Genomic DNA, 12,265 nt, shown 5'->3' with positions numbered 1-12,265 from the left:
TACCCGCCGCGCTGTAGTTGATGCGCAGACCCCGCCCGCCCGGTGCCGTTGCCCGGGCCGGCATGCAAAATGGAGCCGAGGGTCGCCATGAGCCAGTTTTATTCCCCCCACCGATCAGGGCCAGCCAACCCCCCCGTGCCGGCCAGGGTCCGCTCCTTTCGCCACCGCTATCGACAACGCCATATCGGCCGCCTCTACAGCGGCTGGCTGCACCTGGCATTTACCGTTTGTGCCACGGTGGCCGTCTGTATCCTGTGCCTGCTGCAGCTGCGGGCTCCGGCCTGGTATGCCTGGCTGGCAGTGCCCCTGACGTTTGTGTATGTGAACCTGATGGAATACTGGGGCCATCGGGGACCCATGCACCACCCGCCCCGGGGCTGGCGCCGGAAACTGTTGTCCGGCGTCTACCGTCGCCACACGCTGCGCCATCACCGCTTCTTCCACAGTGACGCCATGGCCTTCGACGGCAGCCGGGATTTCCATGCGGTACTCTTTCCGCCGGTGCTGGTGGTGTTTTTCCTGCTGGTGACGGTGGTGCCGTCGGGCATCCTGGTGGCGTGGCTGGGAGGCGCCAATGTGGGCTGGCTGTATGCGGCGACGGTGTTGGCCTACTTCCTGAATTACGAGTTACTGCACTTCGCCTACCACACCCGTGAAGATGCGTGGATCGGGCGCCTGCCGGGAATGGCGCGACTGCGTCGCCTGCATACCTGGCACCACGACCCGCGCCTGATGGGGCAGTACAACTTCAATATCACTTATCCGATCGGGGACCTGCTGTTTGGTACCCTGTACCCGGGCGACGGGGTACGGCAGGGCAAGCCCGTGGGGGGACCCGCGCGCTGACCGGCACGGGCCCCGGGCCTGGTCAGCTCGCCAGCCGCTGCTCGCGCTCCGTGGCCTGCCGGGCCTGCTCCACGGTCATGCCGGCTTTCCGGTGCGGGGTGGGCCTGCCCTCGGCGTCCAGTGCGACGAAGACGATACGGTCCACCTGAAGGATCAGTTCCCGGTCCTGTTTCCTGCGCACCTCGCAGTGGATGGTCAGCGAAGTGCGGCCGATGCCTACCACCTCAAAGCCGAATTCCACCACGTCGCCACAGGATGCCGAGCTGACAAAATTGATTTCCGACATCAGCTTGGTAACCACCATCGGGGTGCCCATCTGGCAGCCGGCAAAAATGGCCGCTTCCTCGTCGATCCAGGCCAGCAGCTGGCCGCCAAACAGGCGCTGTGCGGGATTGAGATCTCCGGGTTTTACGAAGTGGCGGGAATAGTATTTCATGATTACCTCTCTTTACCTCTCGGTGCTGCCAGTGGGTCCCACTGCGCCTGGTGTAGGGCGATGGGGCCCGTGAAATCCTGGTCGGTGACGGTGGTGCCAGTGCAGGGGCCACGGACCATTTACCCCGGATGGTGCACAGAGTGTGCCAATGGCAGATGACAGCAGTAGCGACGCTGCCGGGGAACCGGGTGACAGCTGGCGCGGCCCGATGCATCCCCTGGTGGCAGCCGGCCGGACGGTTGCACCATGAGCCGGCAGGGGCCTGGGGTGTGGGAAGGGCAGCGAGGCGCCGGGACGCCGCTGCCACAGGAGGTGGACGGCTTGGCCAGTTTGGCCTGCTATCGGGATATTCTGGACAGGTTGTTGCGGTGGCAGAGCTGGTTGCTATGGACTGGGACCGCAAGGCCGATAGAATGACTCGCCTCCGTGACCCGGGCGTCGTAGCGCCCGACCGGTAACTACCGGAACAGAATAACCGGCGTGCGGCAGCCACAGGGCCCGCCGCCCCCGCATCCCAGAGCTGAAGGGAGAGACTCAGGCATGATTATCCAGCCCAAAGTACGTGGCTTTATTTGCACCAACGCCCACCCGCAGGGCTGTGCCGCCAACGTGCGTGAACAGATCGACTATATCAAGTCACAGCCAGCCATCGAGGGTGGTCCCAAAAACGTGCTGGTGGTGGGCGCCTCCACCGGCTACGGCCTGGCCTCGCGCATCACCGCCGCATTCGGCTGCAAGGCCGGCACCCTGGGCGTGTTCTTCGAGAAACCGCCGACCGAAAAGCGCACCGCCTCTGCCGGCTACTACAACTCCGCCGCCTTCGAGGAAGAGGCCCACAAGGCGGGGCTGTATGCCAAAAGCATCAATGGCGACGCCTTCTCCGATGAAGTAAAGGCCCAGGCGATTGACATGATCAAGGCGGACATGGGCAAGGTCGACCTGGTGATCTACAGCCTGGCCTCGCCGCGCCGCAAGGACCCGAAAACCGGTGAGCTGCACTCCTCGGTACTGAAGCCGGTGGGTAAGTCCTACACCGCCCGCAACCTGAATACCGACAAGCTGGAAATTTCCGACATCACCCTGGAACCCGCCAACCAGGAAGAGATCGATGCGACGGTCAAGGTCATGGGCGGCGAGGACTGGGAACTGTGGCTGCAGGCCCTGGGGGACGCAGGCGTACTGGCCGACGATTGCAAGACCGTGGCCTACACCTATATCGGCGAAAAGCTCACCTGGCCGATCTACGGCCACGCCACCATCGGCAAGGCCAAGGAAGACCTGGATCGCGCGGCCAAAGAGATCAGTGGCAAGGGGCAGGCCGACGCCCACGTGGCGGTGCTCAAGGCCCTGGTGACCCAGTCCAGCTCCGCAATCCCGGTGATGCCGCTCTACATCTCGCTGGTCTACCAGGTGATGAAGGAAGAGGGGACTCATGAAGGCTGTATCGAGCAGCTTTACCGCCTGTACACCGAGGGGCTGTACAGCGACAGCCCGCGCCTCGACAGCGACAACCGCTATCGCATGGATGACAAGGAGCTGCGCCCGGAGACCCAGGCCCGCATCGAGGAGCTGTGGCCCGAGGTTACCGAAGAGAACCTGTTCGACCTGACCGACTATAAAGGCTACCAGGCGGACTTCCTGAAACTGTTCGGCTTCGGCGTCAAGGGTGTCGATTACGATTCCGAGACCAGCCCGGTTGTGGAAGCGGATTTCAAATAATCCCCCCTCCCGGCCTGTAGGGGCGAACCTTGTGTTCGCCCTGGTCCCAGGCGGCGCTGGAGCATCAGGACAATTCCCTGATCCTGGCTCTGGCCGCGATTAACGCTACCGCTTTTCCCTGGCTGTAATCGCGGCCATGGGCCGCTCCTACATTTACCCTCCCCGAACCTGCATAATTACTCCTTTGGAGAAACTGCAGGAGCACTCCCATGGAATACCGCCAGCTCGGCACCACCGATATCCAGGTCAGTGAAATCTGCCTGGGTACCATGACATTTGGTGAGCAGAATACCGAAGCCGAGGCCCACGGACAGCTGGACTACGCACTCGCCAACGGGGTGAATTTTATCGACTGCGCCGAGATGTACCCGGTGCCGCCGCGCGCCGAAACCTGCGGGCGCACGGAGGAATATATCGGCAGCTGGATCGCGGCGCGCGGCAACCGCGACAGCTTTGTCCTGGCGAGTAAGGTCACCGGGCGCGGCGCGTCGAACTCCGGCGTGGGGCATGTGCGTGGCGGGCCGCGCCTCAGTCGCGAGCAGGTGCTCGCCGCCTGTGACGAGTCCCTGCGGCGCCTGCGCACCGACTATATCGACCTGTACCAGGTGCACTGGCCCGAGCGCCAGGCGAACTTTTTTGGGCGCCTGGGCTACGAGCACGGCAATGACGACGGCATTGCAATTGCGGAGACCCTGGATACCCTGGAAGAACTGGTAAAGGCCGGCAAGGTGCGCCATATCGGAATTTCCAACGAGACCCCATGGGGAATGATGGAGTACCTGAAGTTGTCCGCTGCAGCGGGCAAACCCCGCATCGCCAGTATCCAGAACCCCTACAACCTGCTCAACCGTACCTTTGAGGTGGGTTGCGCGGAGATGGCGATCCGTGAAAAGTGCGGGCTGCTGGCCTATTCACCGCTGGCTTTCGGCGCCCTGTCCGGCAAGTATCTTGGTGGCCGCAAGCCGGACGGCGCACGACTGACGCTGTTCGAGCGCTTCCAGCGCTATACCGGGCCCCGCGCCGTGGCAGCGACGGAAAAATATGTGGCGCTGGCGCAGGAAGCGGGGCTGGACCCGGCACAGATGGCGCTGGCATTTGTTAACCGGCAGCCGTTTGTTACCTCGAATATTATCGGCGCAACCACCATGGCGCAGCTGCGAAGCGATATCGAGAGTGCAGAACTGGTGCTCGCTGAGGACCTGCTGGAACAGATAGAGGCGGTCCACGCCGACAACCCAAATCCCGCACCCTGATACAGTTCTGTCCGGTTTCCACGGGGTGAAGCCAACAAAAAAATCCCGCCACTGCCTCAGGGCAGGGCGGGATTTTTCTTTTGCCCGGTATTCAGGCCGGGCCAGGTTCCGGTCTAGAAGGTATAGGTGGACGAGAGGTAGGCAAAGCGCCCCTGGCCACTGTGTACGCTGGGCGTGAAGCCCATAAAGTCCGAATAGTCCATGGGCGGTTCCTCATCCAGAAGGTTGGTGACGCCCAGGGTCACGGTAATGCTGTCAAAGCCGAAATAGTTCACGGTGGTATCCACGGTGGTCATGGAGTCCACGTCCCCCATCCCGGGCTGCTGAACCGACGCATCCTGGGCGAAGCTGTCGATAAAGTTTACTGCAACACGGGCTGACATGGTGTCGCGGCTCCAGTCCACTGCTGTGGTCCAGCGCATTTCCGGCAGCTCGTAGTCGCCCGCCTCACGGTTGATGCGGGTGCCGCCATCGGCAGCCGGACGCAGTTCCTCGTATTCCAGCATATAGTTCAGGACATAGGAGAAGCCGAAGCTGCCGTAGTCTGTGTCCAGGTTATAGCGCAGGTCCAGGTCGATACCGTTGGTGGTCAGGTCACCGAGATTCTGGAAAGAATCATTGATGTTCACCACCTCGCCGGGATCCCCGGGTATGCCGGTGGGGCGGCGCACTACCACGCCGGGATCATTACCGAAATTGCTGAAGACATATTGGGTATCGGAATCGATGATGTTCTCGATATCGTAGTTGTAGTAATCCAGGGTCATTACCAGCTTTTCGTCCAGGTTGACGATCATGCCCAGGTTATAGCTCTCCGACTCTTCCGGGCCCAGGTCCGGGTTGCCGGAAAATACCGCGGTATATTCCTGCGGTTCACAGGCCTTGTTGATATTGCCCACCGCCTCACAGCGGCTGCTGTCCACCAGGTTGGGGGACTCATCGGTACGGCCCAGCCCCAGCTGTGACAGCGACGGTGCACGGAAGGCGGTGCCCCAGGAGCCGCGGAAGGACATGGTGTCCATTGGCGACCACAGGAAGGAGACCTTGGGATCGGTAGTGGTGCCAAAGTCACTGTAGTCCTCGTGGCGCGCTGCCACCTGCACTTCGAGCGTATCCAGTACCGGCACTGCCAGTTCGGCGAAAACAGCGGTGTTGTCCCGGCTGCCGTTGGCCTGGGTGGCCTCGGTACCGAAGATGTCGCCGCGCAGGAACTGGTCATCCGGGTTGTCACTGATGGAGTCCTGGCGGTGCTCGGCCCCCAGTGCCAGCATCAGGTCGCCGCTGGGCATGGCGAGGATGGGACCGGACACCTGGCCGTCATATGAGCGGGTGGTGGATTTACCTACCCGGGTAGTGGTGGTCTCGATATAGGCGAGCGCCTCGGCGGAGTTGGAGGAGGGCTCAAATGGATCCCACAGGCCGCTGTCGATGGCTTCCTGGGTTCGGCGCGCATTCGGGTAGCCGTCCACGCCGCGCTCCACGGCGTCACTCTTGATATAGCTGTAGGCCGCCTCCCAGGTCCAGTCTCCCAGGTCTCCCTCCAGCCCGACAACACTGCGGAAGTAATCCGATTCAACCTCCTTGAGGCGATTGCCGATATCCACCGTGCGCCGGCGCATGGTCAGGTCCTGCTGGTAGAACTGGCTGGTGGGCATATCGGCAAAGGGATGGTTGGGGTTGTCCCCCGCCATGAACAGCTCCTCAAAGCTCGGGCTGCCTGCACCCTGTACGGTGGTCTTCGAGTTCTGGCCATTGATTTCTGCAAAGGCCTCGACACTATCGGAGATATCATAGCGGCCCAGGTAATTGAAGCTCACGCGTTCGGTGGAAGGGATCATGCTCATAAACGGCGCGTAATCGTAACGGCACAGGTTGTTGGCCGCGTCGATATCCTCGGGGGCGCAGACGTCGTTTCCGAAGGTGTCCGGCACGCGCACCGTGGGGTCAGAGGCCAGCTCGATGGTGCCGGGAATGCCCGAGGAACTGCGGAAGTCCGTGGCGAAAGGGTCGTTCGGGCGCAGCGCCGACTGGTTGGCGGAGCGGGAGTAATCCCGGTCGGCGTAGAGGGTTTCCTCACGGTTGAAATAATCCACGATAAAGGTGTGGCTGCTGTTCTCGGTGACGTTACCCCATACCATGCTCAGGTTGCTCTCACTGCCGCCGCCGGCGGAGGTTCCCCCCACCTTGCCGGACAGTTCCACACCATCGAAATCATCGCGCAGGATAATATTGATTACGCCGGCGATAGCATCGGAGCCATAAGTGGCCGAGGCACCGTCCTTGAGCACATCGACGCGCTCGATGGCGGCAAGCGGAATATTGTTGATATCCACAAACGCGGTATCGATATTCTTGGCAAACGGGCTCACCGATACCCGGCGGCCGTTAACGAGGATCAGGGTGGAATCGGCACCCAGCCCACGCAGTGAGACACTGGAGCCTCCGTTGGCGGTATCGTCACTGCTGTTGGCCTGGGTAGAGAAGGTCCCCTGGCCAGAGATGGGCAGCTTGCTAAAAAGGCCGATCAGGTCGGTGACACCGGTGGCGGCAATATCCTCGGCATTGAGGCTGGCTACGGGGGATGGCCCGTCCAGTTGCGCCCGCTTGATATGGGAGCCGGTGACCTCCACCAGCTCCATTTCCCGCTCAGCGATATCGGCGTCGCCGCTGGTCGGGTTCGATTGCGCCAGTGTCGGTGCGCTGAACACAAGTGCCGACAGGCAGAGTGCGATTGGGGTTTTCTTGAATTGGTACCTTTCCATAGGTCTGGCCTCTTTATGCATTTTTATTGAGAAAACTATTTTTATTATTACAGCGTTTCGAGACTATCAGTCTACTCCCCTGTCGGGGAGATGCCGAGCGTCAAAGTGAGACCAGTGGGCGACCAAATTTGTGAGCTGGGTCAAGACTGGCGCAATCAATGGGGCGGTAATTCAAAAAGTATTGAAAAATAAACTGTCCGTACCCAAGTCAACGTGAGTACCAGTTTTGATGGCACACTGTGTCAGCCTGCCGGTGCCCGGCGCGGAGATGACCAGTAGTTACACCGTGCTGCGCCGGGCTTCGCGGGCCTGACGGCACTATACTCAGGGAACTTCCCGATGCTGGGATCGCTAGTGGCGTTTTCTTTGGCGCCCGCGAACTTCAACAGACGGAGCAACAACGACGGAGCAACAATGGATACTTCGACTCATCACAACCTCAATGACCTGTTCGCACAGTTGGGACTCGCGTCCGAGGATGCGGCTATCGATGAATTCCTGGCGCGCCATCATCTTTCCGGGGATGAAAAACTCGCCAGGGCGCCGTTCTGGTCTGACAACCAGCGCCGTTTCCTGGAGCAGGCGATTGAGGACGATTCCGACTGGTGTGAAGTGGTGGACGAGCTGGATACGCTGCTGCGTCACTGACGAAGAAAGGCCCGGGCATGATTCAGTGGCATCCGCTGGGCCTGCCGCCCCTGCCCGGGCGACGCATTGCCGGCCATTAGTGTCGCCGGGCAGTACGCCCGTGAATCACTCTTTTCCGCAACCGTTGTTGCCGTGAATTTTTCAGGCACGGGCATAGACCTCAGAAGGCGATCCTGAATCGCAGGCCCATTGTCCACAGGCTGTCTTCAGCCGGGTTCAGGGAGGGATCGAAAATTACCTGGGCATTGGGCGTGATCGCAAACTGAGGTGTCACATGATAACGGTAAAAAACCTCGGCAGTGGTCTGGCTGTCGAGGAATTCATTGTCAGGGCGCGCCCAGCCCACACCGATGCCGAACAGGTCTGAATATTCGACACAGGGCCGCCAGCCCACGCCGGCGGTCAGGTTGCGATCGACAAACCAGCCGTTTGACCAGCCACCGCGCAGAAATGGCATCAGGTTCCCATTAATCAGCATGTTCCAGTTGAACGCCATTCCATAGGCGCGGGGGCTGCCGTCCTCCAGGGAATTGCGGTACCAGAAGTCAATGCTGAGGTTGTCGGTATCCATGGGCCCGCGGGCCTGGATAGGGGTGCCGCTACCGGCCAGTGCACTGCGGCCAACCTGGATATGGTAAAAGCGCTCATTCTCACTGAAGAAATCATCGGCGGTAAAACCGGTGTCATCACTGCGGGCTGTGTAAACCCCGCCCAGGAAGTACAGGTTGTCATAGCCATAGGGGTAGGCGGCGGCAACCGCACCGAACCCCCGCAAAGGCGATGCAATAGTGGGGCTGGTAGAAAACGTCTGGCTGAGGAACTGCCGGTTGTCATCAAAGAACGGGTAGGCATTGATGTAGTTCGGTGCAAACACCTTTCCAACAGTCCACTGGAAACGGTTGTCGGCGAGGTCCTGGCGCAGGTATGCCTGGGTAATGCCCAGGTCGAATTCGCCCCAGGTGGCGGCGGTGGGGACAATCGAACCGGCGGCAATACCCGCCTGCAACGGCGGCAGTTCCGTTTCCAGGGGGCGTCGGTCCTCGATGGCCATATCGAATTCCAGTGAATTCGGCTGGCCCCGGTTGGCCAGCTCCAGACCCAGGTTCAGGGTGAATTTCTGGCCGACGGAGTTCTCTTCATCAACCAGGCTGTCCGAGTAGCGCTGCCCCAGGACCTGGTAGGAGCCGCCAATGGAAAACCCGTATTCCTCGCGCCAGCGTTCCTTGCGCTGCAGCCAGTTCTGCAGGCCGCTGGGAAAGCGAAAACGCCCGCCCCTGGGGCGATCGATCTCCTCCAGGTCACCGCCGGCTGACAGGGTCCCGTCGAGGAGATCTGGCACCTCCTCTGTATAGGTACCGGTGGTGCTGTCCTGGTAATAGCCGGTGTCGGGACCTGGCGGCGGGGGAGTGCCCTGGGCACTGGCAAAGGCCGGCAGCAACCATATCCACAAGGCAATTCGGCGGGCCGGAGCAGGCACTGTCATTCCTGCCACCGGGGCAGGTCGCTGCCGCGGACGCTCACCAGCGGCTCGCGCCACCGCCCCGGTGTTTTTGAAAACTTCACCTGCGGCGCGAGCCGGTATACCTCGCCGTAAGACGAGGCAGCGGTTAACGTTTCCGGTGCCTGCATACGGTGCTCCGGCGCGCTGGCATCGAATTCCTTGTCCGGGAACATGCCCAGGCTCTGGTACCACATGGCGGCCCGGGACAGGCTGACGCGCACGTGGTAACTGCCACCGGATTCGGCGCGGCGTCGCAGCGCTTCGGTGACACCGGCGGCGCCCAGGTAGCCCGCGATATAATCGTTCAGCACCAGGGTAGGGGGGAACTGTGGCGCTTTCCCGCCCCCTTCGGCCATGGTGTAGCCGGTGACGGTCACCGCCTCCATGTCGAAAGCGGCCCTATCTTTCCAAGGGCCGTCCCAGCTGTACCCGCGCAGCGACAGGTAGATGATGCCCGGGCGCTTCTCCGCCACTTTCTCGACGCTGAAACCCAGGTTGGCGATGGAGCGCCCGCGGAATCCCTCGATAAAGACATCGGCACCGGGGACCAGCCCCGTCAAGGTTGCGTTCTGTTCCCGGTTCCGCAGGTCGAGCCAGGCAGAGCGCATGCCGACGTTAACGTCGGTAATCAGTATTTCATGCTCGAAAGATTGATCGCGGGCAATATGCAATACCTCTGCCCCCTGTTCGGCCAGTGTGCGGGCGGCACAGGTCCCCGCGATCACGTGGGTGAGAGACAGGCAGCGGACGCCGGAGAGGGGTTGTGCCGGGTTTTCACGGAAAGGTTCCGGTTCCGAGTCACCGACCTTAACAATTTCGATCAGAGGCCGCCCGGCCAGGTATTTGCCCTCGGGATGCGCAAGCCACTCCCCGGTAGTGCGGTGCATTGCACCTACCGCGCCGCCGTCTGCCAGGGCCTGCTCCAGCTCCTCCCCGTCGCGCCGCTTTACAGCCCCGGCAATAGACTTCCGGTTTGGTTCTGCCCCGAGCAGATTGAGGGCGCGATGGTAGAGGTGCGGGTAGACGCCGGTGATATTCATAAAGCGACCGTCTCGGGTCTCGAACGGCACAAATGACATCGGGTTGCCGGGGCCAAGAGGCGCCTGGTACCAGAGCCCGTTCACGGTCGGCACGAAGGAAAAACCATTGGCAACCGGGTCATCGGCAGCCAGGTCACCATTCTTCTGGCGCTGGCGCATCACCAGCGTCATGATGGGGTTGATGTTGTAGATGGATTCCCGCAGGTCCACTTTCAGGTCCTGGCCCTCACCGGTGCGTTGTTTCCAGATGGCTGCGGCCCCCACTGCCGCGGCCATGGCCGGCAGGGCCATACAGGTGCCGATACGGAAATGGCTGCGCAGAATCGGGTCGCGGCCGGTAAAGGTCACCTCGCCGCCGCCGTCAGCAGGACTGCGACCCAGTTCCTGCATAAAGCGGGAGAATGCCTCGTCGATATCAAATGGGGAGCTGCCCGGGCCCTGGGCTCTCCTGATGGATGCGGCCAGGCCCTGTTCCGGGAACATGCTGCCGAGTGCCGGGAAGAGTAGGGCGGCGCCTCCGGTGCGAAGAAAGTCCCTGCGACTGACAGGCATGACAACCCTTCCTCTAGAATTATGAAGCATCGGGCCGAGCGGCCTTCAGGCTAAAATCTGGCACAAATATTCCGGTTTTCCTGAACCCCAGCGTGATTATGTCGCCCTAAGTTCCACGTCATGAATGGATTCGGATTTGCAAAGTTCCGCGCGCCAACATTATTCCGAAGTTGGACGGCTGGTAACGGTGGGCGTAACCGGCCAGCTGGTGATTTTCGCGCTGTCCGTTGCGATGGCACGCAACCTGTCTGTCGCGGACTTCGAAGCCTATGTGGTGGCGGCGGCCCTGTTCCTGTTGATGGTGGCCATTGCCGCGCAGGGGCTGGACAAGTATGCATTGCGATTGCTGCCCGGTAAGTTCGATCGGGGTGACTGGCAGCTGGCGGCGGATTACGTTGTCTTTGCGCTTAGGCGGGTTCTCGTCGGTGCGCTGGTGGTGGGCCTCGCCGGGGCGCTCTGGGCGCGGTATGTGCGCGAATTCCCGCCGGGCACCCTGTATGCGGTTTACCTGGCCTGCGCGGGGGTGCCGCTGGGGGTGCTGGTCTGTTTCCTGGGCGCGGTACTGAGCGCCACCGGCGATTGTGCGCGGGCGGCCTTCCTGACCCTGCTCTTGCCCCCGGCGGTGGCGCTGCTGGCCCTCGGCGGTGCAATTTTGCTCCGGCTGCCCCTGAGCGGCGCGGTGGGCATTGCCTGCTGGGGCGTGGGATGGCTGGTGGCACTGCTGGCTGTGGTGGCCCGGGTGCAGCGTGCCTGGTCCGGGCCGCGCCGGGCCCTGGCCCGGGGTGTGCCGCGGCCCGGGTGGCGCGCTGCGGCCATGCCCTTCTGGCTCTATCGCCTGGCCATGGGGGCGGTGGCGCATATGGCGGTGATACTGCTGGACTGGCTGCAGCCCTCTGCCGCGGCCACGGGGGCATACGCCGCGGCCATGTCGATGGCCGGCGTGGCGGCGGTGCTGGCAGTGGCCACCAACCGGGTTTACGCGCGGGAACTCTCAGTCCTGATGGAGCGGGGCGATTACACCGGGGTCGACCGCTACCGGCGCCAGCGGCTGCTGTGGCTGGTGCCGGTGCTGGTGGTATTCCTGCTGGGCGCCTTCCTGTTTACCGATGACCTGTTGCGCCTGTTCCGCCCGCAGTTCGTGGAGGAGGGAAGGGCCGCCTTCCGCGTGCTGGCGCTGAGTACTGCCGCCACGGTCTGGCTGGGGGTGGCGCCGACCTACCTCAAGTACCAGCGCCACCACCGCATTACCTTCGCGGCCCTCACTGCCTGTGCGGTAATCCAGTTGCTGTTGCTGGTGACACTGGTCCCGGGGCTGGAGGCCAGCGGTGCCGCTATCGCCTATATGGTTTCGATGATGGGCATGTACGGCTTTCTCGCCCTGTATGCCCTGCGCCAGCTGCGCGCCAGGCGGCACCAGGAGCAGCCCCCGCAATCCGGGTGAATTCCCGGCACCCGGCGGCGCAACAGTCGCCGGTTATCCGCTATAATGCGCCGCTTTCTACCACCTG

The 12,265-nt window shown here is 62.1% G+C and carries 9 protein-coding genes; 5 read left to right on the top strand and 4 right to left on the bottom strand.

The features are described from left to right. Positions 1-87: 87 nt before the first annotated feature. Positions 88-846: a sterol desaturase family protein gene (locus tag LVD10_RS10180; protein WP_232941162.1), complete on the top strand. Its 759-nt coding sequence runs from the start codon at positions 88-90 to the stop codon at positions 844-846. A 22-nt stretch (positions 847-868) separates the two neighbouring features. On the opposite strand, the gene LVD10_RS10175 is transcribed toward LVD10_RS10180, so the two are convergent. Beyond that, positions 869-1,282: an acyl-CoA thioesterase gene (locus tag LVD10_RS10175; protein ID WP_232941164.1), complete on the bottom strand. Its 414-nt coding sequence runs from the start codon at positions 1,280-1,282 to the stop codon at positions 869-871. Between the two features lie 540 nt (positions 1,283-1,822). On the opposite strand from LVD10_RS10175, the gene fabV reads away from it, so the two are divergent. Next, positions 1,823-3,001, top strand: coding sequence for an enoyl-ACP reductase FabV (gene fabV, locus LVD10_RS10170; RefSeq protein ID WP_232941165.1), 1,179 nt, complete (start codon positions 1,823-1,825; stop codon positions 2,999-3,001). A 209-nt stretch (positions 3,002-3,210) separates the two neighbouring features. Next, entirely contained in the window at positions 3,211-4,254 is a 1,044-nt protein-coding gene (locus LVD10_RS10165) for an NADP(H)-dependent aldo-keto reductase (RefSeq protein WP_237063526.1), read from the top strand. A gap of 113 nt (positions 4,255-4,367) precedes the next feature. On the opposite strand, the gene LVD10_RS10160 is transcribed toward LVD10_RS10165, so the two are convergent. After that, positions 4,368-7,016 (bottom strand): TonB-dependent receptor plug domain-containing protein, encoded by a 2,649-nt coding sequence (locus LVD10_RS10160; protein WP_232941167.1) that lies wholly within the window; start codon positions 7,014-7,016, stop codon positions 4,368-4,370. A gap of 414 nt (positions 7,017-7,430) precedes the next feature. Between LVD10_RS10160 and LVD10_RS10155 the strand changes: the two genes are divergently transcribed. Then, positions 7,431-7,664: a DUF2789 domain-containing protein gene (locus LVD10_RS10155; protein ID WP_232941168.1), complete on the top strand. Its 234-nt coding sequence runs from the start codon at positions 7,431-7,433 to the stop codon at positions 7,662-7,664. Between the two features lie 160 nt (positions 7,665-7,824). Here the strand turns inward: LVD10_RS10155 and LVD10_RS10150 are convergent, their stop codons facing one another. Continuing rightward, on the bottom strand, positions 7,825-9,147 hold the full coding sequence (locus LVD10_RS10150; RefSeq protein WP_237063524.1) for a carbohydrate porin: 1,323 nt from the start codon (positions 9,145-9,147) through the stop codon (positions 7,825-7,827). Then, positions 9,144-10,757, bottom strand: a complete 1,614-nt coding sequence (locus LVD10_RS10145; RefSeq protein WP_237063522.1) for a CoA transferase — start codon at positions 10,755-10,757, stop codon at positions 9,144-9,146. Before LVD10_RS10145 ends, LVD10_RS10150 begins: the two co-directional genes overlap by 4 nt. Before the next feature lie 136 nt (positions 10,758-10,893). Here LVD10_RS10145 and LVD10_RS10140 point away from each other — a divergent pair, with 136 nt between their 5' ends. Continuing rightward, complete coding sequence (locus LVD10_RS10140) at positions 10,894-12,198, top strand: lipopolysaccharide biosynthesis protein (RefSeq protein ID WP_237063520.1); 1,305 nt, start codon at positions 10,894-10,896, stop codon at positions 12,196-12,198. Positions 12,199-12,265 lie beyond the last annotated feature (67 nt).

Origin of the sequence: Microbulbifer zhoushanensis (assembly GCF_021729055.1) — a bacterium.
Classification (GTDB): Bacteria; Pseudomonadota; Gammaproteobacteria; order Pseudomonadales; family Cellvibrionaceae; genus Microbulbifer; species Microbulbifer zhoushanensis.
Note: the sequence above shows the minus strand (reverse complement) of the source record. Positions and strands in the feature narration are given on the sequence as shown.

Coding starts and splice junctions, on each gene's coding strand:
- LVD10_RS10165 (WP_237063526.1), top strand. CDS start 3,211: ATGGAATACCGCCAGCTCGGCACCACCGATATCCAGGTCAGTGAAATC.
- LVD10_RS10175 (WP_232941164.1), bottom strand. CDS start 1,282: ATGAAATACTATTCCCGCCACTTCGTAAAACCCGGAGATCTCAATCCC.
- LVD10_RS10180 (WP_232941162.1), top strand. CDS start 88: ATGAGCCAGTTTTATTCCCCCCACCGATCAGGGCCAGCCAACCCCCCC.
- LVD10_RS10150 (WP_237063524.1), bottom strand. CDS start 9,147: ATGACAGTGCCTGCTCCGGCCCGCCGAATTGCCTTGTGGATATGGTTG.
- LVD10_RS10160 (WP_232941167.1), bottom strand. CDS start 7,016: ATGGAAAGGTACCAATTCAAGAAAACCCCAATCGCACTCTGCCTGTCG.
- LVD10_RS10145 (WP_237063522.1), bottom strand. CDS start 10,757: ATGCCTGTCAGTCGCAGGGACTTTCTTCGCACCGGAGGCGCCGCCCTA.
- LVD10_RS10155 (WP_232941168.1), top strand. CDS start 7,431: ATGGATACTTCGACTCATCACAACCTCAATGACCTGTTCGCACAGTTG.
- fabV (WP_232941165.1), top strand. CDS start 1,823: ATGATTATCCAGCCCAAAGTACGTGGCTTTATTTGCACCAACGCCCAC.